This window comes from Rahnella sp. WP5, from assembly GCF_000745615.1.
In the GTDB taxonomy this organism is placed as follows: Bacteria; Pseudomonadota; Gammaproteobacteria; order Enterobacterales; family Enterobacteriaceae; genus Rahnella; species Rahnella aceris.
The window spans coordinates 209,726-225,393 of sequence record NZ_JQJR01000012.1 but is presented as its reverse complement, the minus strand read 5'-3'; the positions used below and the strand labels follow the sequence as shown (position 1 = coordinate 225,393).

14 protein-coding genes are annotated in these 15,668 nt (G+C 52.5%); 2 read left to right on the top strand and 12 right to left on the bottom strand.

The genetic code is table 11. The features are described 5' to 3' along the window. Positions 1-24: 24 nt before the first annotated feature. Positions 25-756: a proteasome-type protease gene (locus EX31_RS12755; RefSeq protein WP_013577186.1), complete on the top strand. Its 732-nt coding sequence runs from the start codon at positions 25-27 to the stop codon at positions 754-756. Between the two features lie 99 nt (positions 757-855). Continuing rightward, on the top strand, positions 856-1,887 hold the full coding sequence (locus EX31_RS12750) for a LacI family DNA-binding transcriptional regulator (RefSeq protein WP_037035093.1): 1,032 nt from the start codon (positions 856-858) through the stop codon (positions 1,885-1,887). A gap of 45 nt (positions 1,888-1,932) precedes the next feature. On the opposite strand, the gene EX31_RS12745 is transcribed toward EX31_RS12750, so the two are convergent. The 12 genes from EX31_RS12745 to EX31_RS12690 form a co-directional block, all read right to left on the bottom strand. After that, on the bottom strand, positions 1,933-2,943 hold the full coding sequence (locus EX31_RS12745; RefSeq protein ID WP_037035091.1) for an OmpG family monomeric porin: 1,011 nt from the start codon (positions 2,941-2,943) through the stop codon (positions 1,933-1,935). 99 nt (positions 2,944-3,042) lie between these two features. Next, entirely contained in the window at positions 3,043-4,131 is a 1,089-nt protein-coding gene (locus EX31_RS12740; protein WP_037035089.1) for an ABC transporter ATP-binding protein, read from the bottom strand. Between the two features lie 9 nt (positions 4,132-4,140). Next, entirely contained in the window at positions 4,141-4,824 is a 684-nt protein-coding gene (gene pgmB / locus EX31_RS12735; protein ID WP_037035087.1) for a beta-phosphoglucomutase, read from the bottom strand. Beyond that, positions 4,814-7,060, bottom strand: a complete 2,247-nt coding sequence (locus tag EX31_RS12730) for a glycoside hydrolase family 65 protein (protein ID WP_037035086.1) — start codon at positions 7,058-7,060, stop codon at positions 4,814-4,816. The genes pgmB and EX31_RS12730 overlap by 11 nt, the downstream gene beginning before the upstream one ends. Then, on the bottom strand, positions 7,057-8,115 hold the full coding sequence (locus tag EX31_RS12725; RefSeq protein ID WP_037035084.1) for a Gfo/Idh/MocA family protein: 1,059 nt from the start codon (positions 8,113-8,115) through the stop codon (positions 7,057-7,059). The genes EX31_RS12730 and EX31_RS12725 overlap by 4 nt, the downstream gene beginning before the upstream one ends. Before the next feature lie 15 nt (positions 8,116-8,130). Further along, entirely contained in the window at positions 8,131-8,922 is a 792-nt protein-coding gene (locus tag EX31_RS12720) for a sugar phosphate isomerase/epimerase family protein (protein WP_015690503.1), read from the bottom strand. A 12-nt stretch (positions 8,923-8,934) separates the two neighbouring features. After that, positions 8,935-9,987 (bottom strand): zinc-dependent alcohol dehydrogenase, encoded by a 1,053-nt coding sequence (locus tag EX31_RS12715; protein WP_037035082.1) that lies wholly within the window; start codon positions 9,985-9,987, stop codon positions 8,935-8,937. A gap of 42 nt (positions 9,988-10,029) precedes the next feature. Further along, positions 10,030-10,875, bottom strand: a complete 846-nt coding sequence (locus EX31_RS12710) for a carbohydrate ABC transporter permease (RefSeq protein ID WP_013577195.1) — start codon at positions 10,873-10,875, stop codon at positions 10,030-10,032. Further along, on the bottom strand, positions 10,862-11,743 hold the full coding sequence (locus tag EX31_RS12705; RefSeq protein WP_013577196.1) for a carbohydrate ABC transporter permease: 882 nt from the start codon (positions 11,741-11,743) through the stop codon (positions 10,862-10,864). Before EX31_RS12705 ends, EX31_RS12710 begins: the two co-directional genes overlap by 14 nt. 30 nt (positions 11,744-11,773) lie before the next feature. Then, entirely contained in the window at positions 11,774-13,066 is a 1,293-nt protein-coding gene (locus EX31_RS12700; RefSeq protein ID WP_197060728.1) for an ABC transporter substrate-binding protein, read from the bottom strand. 105 nt (positions 13,067-13,171) lie between these two features. Next, the gene (locus EX31_RS12695; RefSeq protein ID WP_037035080.1) at positions 13,172-14,851 is read right to left on the bottom strand and encodes an alpha-amylase family glycosyl hydrolase; all 1,680 of its coding nucleotides are present in this window, start codon (positions 14,849-14,851) and stop codon (positions 13,172-13,174) included. A gap of 194 nt (positions 14,852-15,045) precedes the next feature. Next, complete coding sequence (locus EX31_RS12690; protein WP_013577199.1) at positions 15,046-15,600, bottom strand: YgjV family protein; 555 nt, start codon at positions 15,598-15,600, stop codon at positions 15,046-15,048. Positions 15,601-15,668: the final 68 nt, after the last annotated feature.

The following is a 15,668-nucleotide window of genomic DNA, read 5'->3' as shown; positions in this document are numbered from 1 at the left end:
CTGAATACCTGAGGAAACCTTTTTATGACTTACTGTGTGGCCATGCGCTTGTCCTCTGGCCTGGTGTTTGTTTCAGATTCACGCACCAATGCCGGAGTGGACCATATTTCCACCTTCCGTAAACTGCATGTTTTTCATCAAAGCGATGAACGCGTGCTGGTGATCCAGAGTGCCGGAAATCTGGCGACCACACAGAGCATTATCAGTCTGCTGCATCGTCGCTGCGCAGACGATGAGCGGGAAAACCTGCTAAACGTGAAGTCGCTTTACGATGCCGCCAGCCTGCTGGGTGAAACGGTGCGTGAAGTGATTGCACGGGACAGCGGCGCAAATCAGGGGGGCAATACAGATTTCAGCTGCAATCTGTTGCTCGGCGGACAGATTAAAGGTGAGGGCCAGCGGCTGTTCCACATTTATCCGCAGGGGAATTTCATCGAAGCCACGCACGACACGCCATATTTCCAGATTGGTGAGAGTAAGTACGGTAAGCCGATTATCGATCGCGTACTGAGCTACGACACCGCGTTGGATCAGGCGATGCAATGTGCGCTGATTTCGATGGACTCCACATTGCGCAGTAATCTTTCCGTCGGCCTGCCGCTGGATGTGATGACCTATCCGACAGACAGCTTCAGCGCCGCACAACAGCACCGGATCACCGAAACACACCCGTATTTCGACATGATCCGCAAAGGCTGGGGCGAAGGCCTGCTGAGCATTTTTGCGCAGTTGCCGCCGCTGAAATTAGACGAGTAATAATCCGCCACATCAGGTCTGGGGAAAATGGACAACCTCAGACCTGCCCCGTATTATCAATATCCCGTCCTTAATACGGATATTTGAGGTGCATATATTGTGGCAGTCACTATTTATGATATTGCCCGTCTGGCAAAAGTGTCCAAATCTACCGTTTCCAGAGTTATTACCAACCAAACCAATATTTCGCCAGATGCCCGTGAGCGCGTGCTGGATGCTATCCGCACGCTGAATTATCAGCCAAGCAAACTGGCGCGGGCGCTGACATCCAAAGGTTTTGATGCGATTTTAGTGATATCCACCCGTTCGACCAAAACAACCGCCGGGAACCCTTTCTTCTCCGAAATATTGCAATCCATTGCGCTGAGAGCGGAAGAAGAGGGTTTTGACGTTATTTTGCAGACGTCCAAAAATAGCGAAGAAGATCTGCAAAAGTGTGTCGCTAAAATAACGGAAAAAATGGTGAAAGGCGTGATAATGCTCAGTTCACCCGCCGATGAATATATTCTGGAACAGTTAGATAATTATCAGGTTCCTGTGGTGGTGATTGGCAATATTGAAGGAACATATCAGCACGTCTTTTCCGTCGATACCGATAATTTTCAGGACAGTTACCGGCTGACAGAACATCTTATTTCGCTCGGTCACCAGGATATTGCCTGCCTGCACGCGCCGCTGGATTATCACGTTTCCATTGACCGCCTTGCCGGTTATAAACGCGCCATGCAGGATGCCGGTCTGCCTGCGCAACCGGGCCTGATGGTTGACGGCGGTTATACCACCGAAAGCGCTTATCTGGCGGCGACGACATTGCTGCAAAAGGCGCATCCGCCGACGGCCGTTTTCGCCACGGATGCCGTGAAAGTCATGAGCATTTACCGCGCGGCCCATGAACAGAAAAAGATCATTCCCGACGAAATGTCCATCACCGGTTACAGCAGCGACAATATTTCGCCGATCCTGTCTCCGGGGCTGACCGGCATTGAAATTCCTATCCGCGAATTAGGCTGGCAGGGTTGCGGTGTGCTGTTCGATAAAATTTTCGATCGTCCCGGCGCGCATTCCCGCACGCTGGTGCCGACACAACTGGTGGTGAATCATTCCGCCATAGAAATCACTGCCGGAAAATAAGAAAACCCAACCGGAAAACAGCTTCCGGTTGGGTGATGAGAGGCATCAGAAAGAATAGGTGACACCGACACCGGTATAATGGAATTTGGTCTTCGCATTGGCGCTGGCATCGGTATTATCGTGCAACTGCAATTCGTAGGCATATTCCAGTGAGATGGCAAAACCGTTGGGTAAAGGCTGATTGATTAACAACCCGAATCGCGTATCGGTTTCTCCTTCGCGTTCTCCGCGATCATCATTGTAATAATAGGTATCCAGCGTCCGGCGGGCATAAGGCGTCAGCACAGTTTTCCCGCTGGAGAAAAGATCGAGGCTCACCGGCAAATAGATACGCGCTTCCTGTTTAGCGAATTCCCCGCGCTGGCTGTCACCGGTATTCCATCCGCGATCTAAATAATAACTGACCTGCATCGCGATATCGTCGGTGAAACTGTATTTAAAACCGGTTTCACCTTCAAACTCTTTATTCAGATAACCGTTGTCGTCCATACTGTTATAATAATTATACAACGCCATCCAGCCGTTATATTTCAACGCGGGGCTAAGCGACACCGACCAATCTGGCTGAATGGTATAACGCTGGGTATTATAAGAATTGCCCTCTTTCTTTTTATCTTCATTATATTGCCACTGATAGTTCCTGAAACCGAGCATCAGCCCCAGCGCATAATCTGCGTTATCCACAAACTGATAATGCATATCGAATTCGACCTGATTAAACCAGTCACTTCGGGTATCTTCGGAGTAATCGACGTTATGGTCTTCCTGATAAAATGCGCCGTAGAAGTTCCACTTTCCTTTGCTGAAGTTAACAAATACCGTCGGTTCATAAGCGCCGTCTTTATCGCCCTGACCTTCTGTGTTCTCTGTTTCCTGCATGGCGCCAATCTGCACTTTCCAGGGTTCAGCAGGTAACGCAACGTTACCGATCGGTACCGGCGTCAGCATTGCCGGTGAATTATGATCTTCATTTTTATTTACGCTTTCGCTCTCAGCGGAAAAAGCCGACGAGCAGACTGTGCCGCATAATAATGCGGCAGCCACTTTCATTTTCATTATAATAATTCCTTTTACAGTAGGGACAGATGGATATTAAAACAACGGATAACCTCTTTTAAAATTCGTGTTATTTATACACGTTAGTGACATAACTTATTAATGCGCGGTAATGACTTCCTCAGTTTCACAATCAAAGAAATGACATTTATTCATATCAAAGCACAGGGATAATAATTGTCCGGCCTGATAATCAGTATTAGCGTTTGAACGGCAGACAAATTCATGACCGCCAATCGAGCAATACAACATAAATTCTGCACCGGTCAGTTCAGCCACCGTAATTCGCGCGTCAAAATGTGCGTTCTGCTGCTCTGCACCGGCGATATCTTCAGGACGGATCCCGAGTATCAGCGGTTTACGTTGATAACCCCGTGCATTCAATATCGCCAGTTTGTCTTCAGGCACCGGAATATGCAGACTTTCCGTCACGAAAAAGTTGCCATCCAGCGCACCACGGATAAAGTTCATCGCCGGTGATCCAATAAAACCGGCCACAAACATATTTTGTGGATGGTTATAGACCGTTTTAGGCGCGCCAACCTGCTGGATAATGCCGTCTTTCATCACCACAATCCGCGTTGCCATGGTCATGGCTTCGGTCTGATCATGGGTGACATAAATCATCGTCGTATTGAGTTTATGGTGCAGCTTGCTGATTTCGGCCCGCATCTGTACCCGCAGCTTGGCATCGAGGTTCGACAGCGGTTCGTCCATCAGAAAGACTTTGGCATCACGCACAATCGCGCGCCCGAGCGCGACGCGCTGACGCTGGCCGCCGGATAACGCCCCCGGACGTCGCGCCAGATACTCATTCAGCCCGAGGATCTGGGCCGCATACTCCACGCGCTGACTGATTTCCTCCGGCGCAATCTTTCTCAGTTTCAGTCCAAACGCCATGTTGTCGTACACGGACATATGCGGGTAAAGCGCATAGTTCTGAAATACCATCGCTATCTCGCGATCTTTCGGTGCGACGTCGTTCATGCGCACGCCGTCGATCAGCAGGTCGCCGGAAGAAATTTCCTCCAGCCCGGCGATCATACGCAGGGTGGTAGATTTTCCGCAGCCGGATGGCCCGACAAACACGATAAATTCTTTATCCGCGATCTCCAGATTGAAATCCTTCACCACGTGAACCTGTTTGTCGTAAATTTTCTGAATGTGTTGCAGTGAAATCTGAGCCATAATTTTTCCTTAAATATCAGCCTGATGGTGCAACCATTGTTGCCTGATAACCGCCCACGACAGCCCGTCGGTAGAATCCAGACGGTGATTTGCCCCTTCCAGCGTGGCGCCAATGCCAATCGAGAAAATGCCTCCGGCACGTAATGCATCAATCCCCGCCTGCGCATCCTCAATCCCTGCGGCATGCTGCGGCGCGATATTCAGCGCCTCGCAAACGTTGAGGAAAATTTCCGGATGCGGTTTGGAATGTGTGATCCGGCGGGCGTCCGCGACATAATCGAAAGCCTGCTCCAGTCCTAACGCCCTGAGCACCTGCGGGGCATTTTGTGAAACGGAAGCCAGACCGGTGAGCACGCCCTGTTCACGCAACGTATGCAGCAATTCACTGATCCCCGGCAAAATGTCCGCCGTGGTCAGCCCGGCGAGTAATCCGACATAATCGGCATTTTTCTCCGCCGCCATTGCGTCACATTCTGCCTGCGTAAAAGTTCCGGTTTTTCCGCCCACAGCGAGGATCTTCAACAGCGATTCCTGACGACTGACGCCCTTCAGTTGCTCATTAAACGCAGCATCGATGGGGATCCCGATACGCTGCGCCAGTCGTTGCCAGGCCATAAAATGCAGGTGCGCGGTATCGACCACCACACCATCGAGGTCAAAAATAACGGCACGCGGCAGGGGTTCAGTTTTCATCATGAGATCCTTTCAGAATGAGGCTTTCCGTAAATGTGTGAGAGATGCCGTTGATCCAGACCTTCAGCGGCTGAGCATCCGTTTTGCTGAGGGTAAATTGCCGGGGTTCAAGCGACACCGTCAGGCGCGTTCCACGCCAGCAAAGGGGAAACTGTAACCGCGTCCAGCCCTGCGGCAGCGAGGGCCGGAAATGCAGTTCGCCTGACTGATAATCCAGCCCCGCAAACCCCATCAGCGCCCCCGTCCAGATAGCGGCCGTGGCGGCCGCATGAATACCGTCGTCCGAAGAGTGAGGTTCTTCGCCCAAATCGATGCGGCACGCCTCGCGGTAAAACTGCAATGCCTGTGCGACCTGCCCGGTCCGGGCGGCAACAATCGCATGCACCGATTTACTCAGCGAAGAGTCGTGAATCGTACGCGGTTCATAAAAACTGAGACTTGCAGCCTGGCATTGTGGCGTGAACTGTGCGGGCAGCAGTTGCATGAGCATGACCACATCGGCCTGTTTCAGAATCTGCATCTCGTTGATTTCCGCACGGGAATAATCCAGCAAAATGGCCTGTGTGCCCTGCCGGGATTTATAGGCTGTCAGGTCGCATTGCGGTTTGCTGAGGAAGGAATCATCCTGCGCGATCACGCCCTGCACATCGGGCTGCGGCAGATACAGGTGCGTCAGAAAATCTTCCGCCTGCGCGAAGAATGCAGCGTCCTCATGATTAAATTCATGCAGATACCGGCAGGCCTCCCGGACGTTGTACTGCGCCATATAATTGGTAAACGCATTATTATCAACATGTTCTGTGTATTCATCCGGCCCGATGACGTTGAGAATTGCCAGCCGGTCGTCACGCCATTCAGCGCGGCTCATCCAGAACCGCGCGGTTTCTTTCAGCAGCGCCAGTCCCATTTGTTGCATAAATTCCGTGTCGAGCGTGGCCTGGAAATAGCCCACCGTGGCATAGGCGATATCCGCCACCAGATGATGTTCTGCCAGCGCCGATGCCACCCGTTGCCGCTGACCGGTACGGATATTGATCGCGGCAAATTCAGGCGTTTCCTCTTCGCCGCTGAACGCGCTTTCCCACGGAAACAGTGCGCCCTGATAACCGTTCTGCCGGGCTTTGTCCTGCGCCTGCGCCAGATGCAGATAGCGGTATTCCAGCAGTTTTCGCGCCTGTTCAGACGCATTCAGCAGGGCAAAAGGCAGGATAAATATTTCGGTATCCCAGAAAACATGCCCTTTATAGCCTTCGCCGGTCAGCCCTTTCGCCGCCACGCTGGCGCGCGCGTCATGCGCCGGGATCATCAGCTTCAGGTGATACAGCGCAAAATCCAGCGCACGTTGATCCTGGGGATCATCTGACGCCACACAGACCCGTGATGCCTGCCAGTAATGCTGCCAGTGGCGGGTATTTTCCATCAGCAGGTGTCCGTAACCTTGCTGCGCGTGTGTCAGCAGGGCCTTCAGGCAGCGTGCTGCGAAGGTGTTTTCTGGCAGGAAATCTGCGTCGAGCGACGTGGCAATCCAGCTGAATTTCTCCAGCGTCACCGCTTCACCGGCAGATAACGGCAGGCTGATATGTTGCAGTAACTGGCGGTTTTTCGACGAAAAACTGCTGCTGGCGCGGGCGGGAAACAGGCACTGGCTGGTGATGATCGCCTGCTGCTGGCCGTCTGTGGTCTGATAACCGCCTTGTAAAACGTTTTGATCGAAAACCCGCACTGAACATTCATTCAGATGCTGTCTGCCGCTGTTAGTGAGCGTTGCATCAATGCCGGTGCTCACGCACAAATGTGCATCCGCATCCAGCGCGGTGACAGTTAAACGGCTCGCCACCAGCGTCAGCGGAGAAAGCGCCACAAAACGACGGGTTTCGATTTTGAACCGCTGACCGGCGGACGACTGCCAGACCAGCTCGCGATACAGCTCACCGTTCATGGTGCGCAGTTCACGCTGATAGGACACCAGCGTGCCGGAAAGCAGCGATAAACTTTCGCCGTCCAGTTCAATGCGCATGCCAATAATATCCGGCAGATTCACCAGTTCGGTGACTTCGGTCGTATTCGCACGGTGATAAAAACCCGCGACAAACATGCCCCGCTGTTGATCGGTATAGGCTTCTTCGTGACAGCCGCGGATACCAATCCGGCCATTACCGCAGGTATGCAGGCTGCCGTACTTATTCAGGCGATGTGGTGAAAACGGTGCTTCGGGCAGGATCTGAGGCTGAATCATAGATACACGCTCTCCCCCGACTCTGCCGACTGATAGACAGCCGCCACCAGTTGCTGGATCCGGTATCCCTGTTCCGCGTCTGCCAGACTCACCGTTTCCCCGCGAACCGCCGCCACAAACGCCTGAACGCTGCGCACATGGCGCTGATCGTCGGCAACCTCCCGGTGGAATAACCTCACCAGTTCGCCCTTTTCATCGGTATACACCTGGGCAGGAAACAGTGTGGCACCGGCCTTATCACCGCAAAACTCAACGTTCATCACCGATTGCGGCTGAATATTCAGCGCAAACGCCGTTTCCAGACGCAACAACCCGCCGTTGCAGAACTCAATCGCGGCAAATACTGAATCTTCCACGCTGTATTTCTGCGGATCCCAGCTTCCGAACTGCCCTTCACTTTTGCGGTTACCGATTTTCTGAAACATCTGCGCGGTGACTTTGCGCACCACCGGAAAGCCGAGCACGTACATGGCGGCATCCAGCATATGAATGCCGATGTCGATCAGCGGTCCGCCGCCGGACTGCGTTTTATCCGTGAAATTGCCCCAGCCGGGCACGCCGCAGCGGCGCAGGGCGCGCGCGGTGGTGACATAAACCTCACCCAGTTCTCCCGCGGCGACTTTCTGGCGTAAAATGCGCGCATCTTCGGCGAAACGGTGATGAAAGTCATAGGCCAGAATCCGGCCAGCCTGTTCCGCCGCCTGCCACATGTCCAGCGCCTGCGCGGCGGTCATGGCAGGCGGTTTTTCACAGAACACATGACAGCCGTGCTGCAATGCCGTGATCACTTGCTGATGATGGAAAAGGTTGGGCGTACAGATGCTGACGATGTCGGGCCGTTCAGCCTCCAGCATCTCTTCCAGTGAGGTAAAGGCACGGGCGATACCGTTGCGCCCGGCAAATGCCTGAGCGCGCGCCGTATCGCAATCCACCACCGCGACCAGTTCAAGCCCCGGAAGCTGGCGGTAACAGGCCACATGGACCTTTTCCGCCACCTGACCCGCCCCCACCAGCGCCACTTTCAGCGTTCCTGCCGGTTTCGTTATAAATTCCATTTCGCGGCCTGTCAGTCAGAGTAAATTGCGAAGATAGGTCAGTGAATCCTGATAAGCCTGGGTCGGATTTTCTGCCCGCACGCGGCATTCGTAGACGATATAGCCGTCATAGCCATCTTCTTTGAGTTGCTGAAATGCGCGGCCAAAATCAATACTGCCGCTGCCCGGCTGGTAACGATGATTGTCAGCAATATGTACGTGGCCGAGCAGATCGCGTTGCTGATGGAACGCAGCGCTGAGGCAATCCTCCTCAATGCTCATATGGTAAAAATCGCCGATGATTTTGACGTGCTCAAGCGCGCCCTCTTCGATATAACGGCGTGCCTCCGCCAGCGTGTTTATCATGTGATCCTGATAACGGTTCAGCGGCTCCAGATACACCGTTGTGCCGGTGCGCCTGGCGACATTTTCCAGCTCCCGCAAGGATGCGCTGACCGCCAGACGGTCGCCCGCCTGACTGCGCGGTGAGGTCATCGGCGGCAGACGGTAGGTAAACATTCCCCAGGCGGCGGGCACGATAATCCCTTTACCGCCGACCTGCGAAAGGGCTTCCAGAATCGCAGTGATTTGCTGCAATCCGTTCAGACGACGCTCCTCGATGAAATCACCGATCCAACCCTCATAGCCGCCGCAGGCGGTAATCACTGGCAGGCCGGTTTGGGCGATAGCGGCTTTCACTTCGTCGAGATGATTTACCAGCAATTTGCCGTCAATTTCAAAACCGTCGAAACCCATTGCCTTGATAAATTTGAATTTCTCCAGAATATTTTCCGGGAAGAATGCCTGATTTTGTGTACCGATTTTCATGTCTAAGTCCTTTTAGAAAGTGATGCCGAGCTTGATGCTCTGATCAGGATGCTGATCGACGTATTTCATGTAGCTCTCCGCGCTGTTGCTGAACGTGACCACCGGATCGATCAGGTCTTCGCAGTTCAGGTAGCCGTTCATCAGCAGTTCCCAGCAGGAGTCTTCGATGCGTTTACGGCTCCAGCGGGGATAATCGGGATTGGGGTCGCTGCATGCGCGGGAAAAGACGATTTTGGCATTGTTAAAGTGGGCTTCCCGCCCGAGGTTAAAGCCTTCGGCAAAGGGTTTGGCAAAGGCGACATAAGAAATAGTGCCGCCGTAAGCGATACCCCGCAGCGCCGCCTGCAATGCCTGGGCATTGCCGCTGGTTTCGATGATGACGTCAGCACCCTGTTTGCCGGTGAGTTTTTTGATCTCCAGCCCGATGTCAGTACCGATCGGGTTAAACACGGCATCCGCGCCGTTTTTCAGCGCAATTTCCCCGCGTTTTTCCAGCGGATCGACGCCAATCACGATGCTGGCACCGGCCTTTTTCGCCAGTTGCACAGCGATTTGACCGATCGCCCCCAGCCCGACAATCACCACGAAATCGCCGACACGGACATTGCCGTCACGCACACCACTCATGGCGAACTGCGCCGGGTCATAACAGACGGCGTTTTTCCATGAGGCACCGGCGGGCATTTTGCGCAATTTGTAATTGTTCACGGCGTTGACGATCACCGTTTCGCTCAGCGGTCCGTAAGTACAGACATCATCGCCCAGCGCGTAATCCGTCACCTCGCAGCCCTTTTCGCAAACGGTGCCCACGACCATGTTGCCGAGCTGGAATTCGCCGAACACGATACCGCGCGGCGCATCCGCCGGACGGGGGACAAACATGCCCCATTCAGCCGAAAACTCCTCGTCGATAAACGGGCTGACGCCGCGAAAATCTACCACTTCGGTACCGTGTTTCGGTGCGCCAAATTTCACGCGAATTTTGACTTCATATGCCGCGACCGGGCGGTCCTCATAATCCATCAGTTCAGCCACACGCGGCTGGGTTGCGACCAGTTTTTTCATCGGATATTCCTTCATCTTTAATCAGTCAATATGCGTTTAACGTCAGCCTTTTACGCCGCCGTCAGTAAGATTGCCTTTGATAAACCGCTCCGAAAGCGCGTACATCAGGACAACCGGCAGCGCGGTCACCAGTGAGGCGGCCATCATTCTTCCCCAGACATAATCCGGTGTGCTGAACAACGTGTTCAGGCCGACAGGCAGGGTGAAATTGGCAGAGCTGGAGAGGAAAATGGAGGCGAAGAGATAGTCATTCCACGCCACCATAAAGCAGTACACAAACACCGAAATGATGCCGGAGATCGCCAGCGGCACGGTGATGTAGAAAATGATTTGCAGCCGGTTGAGGCCGTCCATCATCGCCGCTTCTTCAATGTCGTGAGGAATGGTGTCGAAGTAACTTTTCAGCATAAACACGGCCGTCGGCAAGGTCTGAACCACCATGGTGATCACCAGCGCGGTAGTGGTGTCATACAGGCCCAGCGCCGAAATAATCTTGAACAGCGGCACCACCAGCAAAATGCCGGAAAACATGTAGACGGTATAAAAGCTGGCGTTGATGGTGACGCGCCCTTTAAAACGCAGCCGTGACAACGCATAAGCGCCCAGGATGCCGAAAAACACAGCGATCACGGACGCCAGAACCGACACGGTCAGGCTGTTTTTGAAGTAACTGAGGAACGGGAAAATCTGCGGATTGAAAATATCCACGTAATGATGGAAATCCCACTCCTGCGGGAACAGCGTCGGATGGCGGGAAATCGCCTCTTTACTGCTTTTGAACGAGGTCATCAGCATGATGAAAAAAGGAAATAACATCGCGCCAAGGAAAATCAGCAGGCTGGCATAAAAGCCCGCTTTGCGCAGGATCTTGCGGTTAGTTGCTGCCATTGATATTCACCCGTTTTCTGGCAAGAAGGATCACGATAAAGATCAGGGCAAACAGCACCATGGATATGGCGGCGGCTTTACCTAAATCGTTAAAGGCGAAGGCGGTTTTATAGAGATACACACCCAGAATATTGACCTTGTTGGTCAGCAGGTAGACGTCGGCAAACATGTAGAACATCCAGATCGCACGCAGCGTGACCACCGTTGCCAGTACCGGCATAATGGCGGGCAGCGTGACGATGCGGAATTTCTGCCAGGCATTGGCGCCATCCATGCCTGCGGCTTCGTACAGGGATTTATCGACGGTCTGCAAAATCGCCAGAAACGAAATAAAGGCATAGGGGAAATAACGCCAGATGGCGAACAACACCACCAGCACGAAGCTGCTGACCGGATTGTCGAACCACAGCGGGGCATCGCTGAACAAATGCAGCATGTCAGCACCAATCACATTCACAATGCCGTAGCCGTTGTTGAACATGTATTTCCAGGCAAATACCAGCGAAATGGAAGGCGTGACATAGGACAAAATCACCAGCGAACGCGCCGTTTTGCGAAAGCGGAACTCACGGTTAAAAAACAACGCGACGCCCAGCCCCAGTCCGGTACTGCCCGCGACGACCAGTGCGGTGTACCAGAACGTCACCCACAACGAGTGATAAAAGCCCGGATCGCTGAGAATGCTGATGTAGTTATCCAGCCCGACAAACCGGTTATCAAGACGCGGATTCAGCGGGATTTGCAGAAAGCTGATCTGGATATTCGACAACATCGGATACGCCACCAGCAGCCCCAGCAAAAAGATGCTGGGGGCGAGCAGAAGCAGCGCAAAACGACCGTCAGAATGGTTAAATTTACGTGATTTCATGATCTTCCCTGAGAATTCAGGCTCCTCCGTTTAGCGTTTTTGCATCAATGCTTCGATACGCTTTTGCCCTTCCGCCAGTGACTGCTGCGGATCCTTCTTCCCGACGGTCACGCCATTGAGCATTTCGCTGAGCACGGCAGAGCCTGTGATATCGCCCATTGCTGCGAAGTTTTTCTCCCCGACGGAACCGAACACCTGCACGTTGGCAAACTCGTTCACCAGCATTTGCGGCAGCGTGCCAAATGCCTTGATCACCGGATTGTTTTGCCAGGTGGCATTACCGGTCACGCCTTGGGTCACCGGCAATGCGGCACCCGGCGACATCAGCACCCAGGCTGTCGCGTTATCCGGTTTTTCGAGGAAGCTCACCCACCGTTCGGCGGCCTCACGTTCAGGCGTATCCAGCCCGTTGGAGATGGTCAGTGAGGTGATGGTGCCGTAAACGGCTTTGGATTTTTCAGTCGGCACGGCAAAACCAAGGTCACCGGCTTTGCCTTCGCTGTACACCGCAGGAAGAATATAAGTGGAGTAAATCGCCATCGGCACCGTGCCGTTCATAAAGGCGTCTTTGATTTCCATGACGTCATTGGAACCGGGCATCGAGAAGGTGGCGAGCTGACGGTAATAATCCAGCGCCTGCTGCATTTCCGGCGTGTTAACCGTGATTTTCCCCTGAGCATTCAATACGTTGGCATCGTTGGAAAGCGCAAACTGCGAGAAAGCCTGTTCGGTCAGAACACTTTCGGCGGTCGGTAACGCAATGCCGTATTTTTTCCGCGCGGGCTGATTAAATGCCGTGGCAATGCGGGTGATATCCTGCCAGTTTTGCGGCGCAGAGAATCCGGCGTCAGCCAGTTGTGATTTGTTGTACCAGATCCCCTGTATCCAGCCGTGGATCGGTACGCCGGTGTAATTCTCGCCTTCTTCCGTACGCACGATGCGCAATACGCCGGGATAAAACTGATCAGCACCTATTCCGTCGATCACCTGCCTGATGGCATCGCGGTCGATCAGCTGTTCCTGATCCATCACTTTGGCGTAATCGTGACTGACTTCAATCACGGCTGGCAGTGCGCCGGTACGGGCCAGCGTAATCACTTTGGTGTTGTAGGCATCTTCTTCCACCGGCACCGGTTTAATGGTGATCTGCGGATTTTCCTGTTCAAATTTCGCGATCAGCTGATTAATGACCACCTGACGTTCCTGCTCGACCGAAGAATGCATAAACTCAATGGTGACCTGTCTCTCTTTGGCGTCCTCACAGGCCGATAAACATAATGCGGATAATAATAACGGAGTTATAAGGATATATTTTCTTTTCATTTTTATATTCATGAACATCTCCTTTGCTAATTTATAGCCAGCCGAAATCACTGGCCTGTGAAATATCACACCCTTTAAATACAAAAAAATAACGGAACATCTTAATTAATGGCGTAACCAGATATACTGATAAGGCTTTAATGTTATTTCCCCGTCACATTTCAGTGAATGGTTATAAGGTAAGACCTGATAATCCCCCGAAGGGAGCGTTACCTGAATATTGTTAGCGGAAAGGTTAAACAGACACACAATTTCCTGGTTTCCCTGCCCCCGGATAAAGGCAAACACACTTTCATGACATTCTATGACCCGCATCGGCGCGGAAGGATGAAATGCCGTCTGTTCAGTTCGGCAGATAATTAATTTTTTCAGCTCACCAAATACCCGCGCACGTAATGAATCAGGTTCAGATAATATCTGTCCAATTTCCGTGACATCATATTTCTGCCGGTTAATTGCCCGGTTATGTCCGGCGTTCTCAACCCCCTGAATATCGTTACGCGAACCCAGGATACTTTGGATATACACCGCAGGAACACCGGGGAATGCCAGCAAAATAGCGTGCGCCAGCATGAAGCGTTGCAGACGGATATCGTCGTCGTCCGACTGCCGGTTCAGCGCATCCATATAGGTGACGTTGACTTCATACGGGCTGGTGCTGCCATCCGGATTATTTTTATACGACACCCTCGCGCCTTCCTGTTGCAGCGCATCCACCAGCCTGAGGATCTCTGATTCCGGCAGTAATCCGCGCAGCGGGTTCAGGCCAATGCCATCATGCGAAGCAAGAAAATTAAAGAAGGTGGTGGCGGGTGTGCAGGCATCCAGACCGGCGGCCCAATGTTTCAGCGTTTCACCGTTTTCACTGTGAATGGCATGCAGAACCAGCGGTGGCAGCGGGAACTGATAGACCATCTGCGCCTCATCAAACCCGTTACCAAAGTAACTGATGTTGTCCTGATGCGGCACATTGGTTTCGGTAATAATCACAGTACCGGGTGAAACATACTCCACCACGGCGCGGAATAGCTTCACCAGTAAATGTGTTTTGGGCAGATGAATACAGGAGGTGCCGGGTTCCTTCCACATGTAACCCACAGCATCAAGACGCACATATTCAGCGCCTTCCGACAGGTATTTCAGTAACACGTCCAGCATGTCACGCAGTACGTCAGGGTGCGCAAAATTCAGGTCGATCTGATCCGCGCTGAAGGTGGTCCAGACATGACGGGTTTCGCCATTTTCACAGCGGAAAGGCGTTAACAGCGGCGATCTGCGGGGACGGGTCACGGCAGATAAATCACTATTTTCGTTCAGGCTAATAAAATAGTTTTCATATTTCGGATTGCCCGCCAGATATTGTTTAAACCATTCACTGCTCGCGGAAATATGATTACAGACATAATCAAACATCAGCCGTGAAGACTGGCCAAGCTTACGGATATCTTTCCAGTTCCCCGCCAGTGGATTGACCTGCTGATAATCAATCACCGAGAAACCATCATCCGAAGAATAAGGATAAAAAGGCAGAAGGTGAACAATATTAAAAACATCCGCCAGATGCTGCTGATAAAAACTATCGAATACTGAAAGTGTTTTTTCTGCTTTGTTCGTGAACTGATCTGCATAGGTGATCAATACCACATCTTTTTCATCCCATCCCTGCTTGGCCGTATAGGTAATCTGATTTCTGGCAACCTCAATGCGTGTAATCAGATCATCTAAGAATACCGCTGACAATTTCCCTGCATATATCTGTTTCAGTAATCCCTGAATAGCGTCCATGATTTTCCTTTTTCCCTTTCCCTTTTTGTGGGACCGCTCCCACGGAATCGGAAATTACTCCTGCGTCCGGAGGTTGTCAACGAGGCAAACAGGCGGAAAGAATCAATAGAGGGAGAAACGGGGAATTATTATTGCAATCTGTGAGCAGATTCAAAATAAGCGGGGTACGCGAATGAAGGACAAAAAAGCAGGGACTATCCCTGCTCATCCATCTTCTGCACTAGCTTCTTCTCGACCTCAAATGGATCGATGCCACGCAATTGCAGGCGGCGGAAGCGAATGATATTAAAACCGTTCATGACCAGAAAACTGCCTTCGATAAGTGAACCGCCAATCGAGCCAAGCCAGATGTTGTGTGCCACCCAGCAGCAGGTTGAGCACCACATAATGCAGCGGGTTGTCAGCCCGCTGGTGCGGAACAGCGCCCAGGTACTGACAACTGTCGCGCCGACCGGTAAGAGTTCCATCCAGTGATGGGCGCGGCTTAGCCCCAGCACCAGGGTCAGGACGATGAAAATTACCATAATCAACTGGTTACGGGTACGCAGGGAAATCAGTGTGCGCAGAGAATTCAGTAAGGCGCTCATGCCAGCGGGCGCGGCACCCATCATCAGAAAATGCACGCCGATAATGGCGCTGTAGGCAGAAAGCTGTTGTTTGAAACGGCGGTCGCTGCGGTTGAAAAACATCGTGATGCCGACCATGAAGGCCACAACACCAACTGACTGGGCAAACCAGTAATACGTCATTTGTCAGGAGTCTCATACGTGGGGGTCTTGCGCTGCAAAAGCAAACGGCGTTCCATAACTGAAACGCC

Bases quoted from the DNA above. Each gene is read 5' to 3' on its own strand.
- EX31_RS12755 (WP_013577186.1), top strand. From the start codon at position 25: ATGACTTACTGTGTGGCCATGCGCTTGTCCTCTGGCCTGGTGTTTGTT.
- pgmB (WP_037035087.1), bottom strand. From the start codon at position 4,824: ATGAAAACTGAACCCCTGCCGCGTGCCGTTATTTTTGACCTCGATGGT.
- EX31_RS12700 (WP_197060728.1), bottom strand. From the start codon at position 13,066: ATGAAAAGAAAATATATCCTTATAACTCCGTTATTATTATCCGCATTA.
- EX31_RS12690 (WP_013577199.1), bottom strand. From the start codon at position 15,600: ATGACGTATTACTGGTTTGCCCAGTCAGTTGGTGTTGTGGCCTTCATG.
- EX31_RS12730 (WP_037035086.1), bottom strand. From the start codon at position 7,060: ATGATTCAGCCTCAGATCCTGCCCGAAGCACCGTTTTCACCACATCGC.
- EX31_RS12710 (WP_013577195.1), bottom strand. From the start codon at position 10,875: ATGGCAGCAACTAACCGCAAGATCCTGCGCAAAGCGGGCTTTTATGCC.
- EX31_RS12715 (WP_037035082.1), bottom strand. From the start codon at position 9,987: ATGAAAAAACTGGTCGCAACCCAGCCGCGTGTGGCTGAACTGATGGAT.
- EX31_RS12720 (WP_015690503.1), bottom strand. From the start codon at position 8,922: ATGAAAATCGGTACACAAAATCAGGCATTCTTCCCGGAAAATATTCTG.
- EX31_RS12745 (WP_037035091.1), bottom strand. From the start codon at position 2,943: ATGAAAATGAAAGTGGCTGCCGCATTATTATGCGGCACAGTCTGCTCG.
- EX31_RS12740 (WP_037035089.1), bottom strand. From the start codon at position 4,131: ATGGCTCAGATTTCACTGCAACACATTCAGAAAATTTACGACAAACAG.
- EX31_RS12725 (WP_037035084.1), bottom strand. From the start codon at position 8,115: ATGGAATTTATAACGAAACCGGCAGGAACGCTGAAAGTGGCGCTGGTG.
- EX31_RS12705 (WP_013577196.1), bottom strand. From the start codon at position 11,743: ATGAAATCACGTAAATTTAACCATTCTGACGGTCGTTTTGCGCTGCTT.
- EX31_RS12695 (WP_037035080.1), bottom strand. From the start codon at position 14,851: ATGGACGCTATTCAGGGATTACTGAAACAGATATATGCAGGGAAATTG.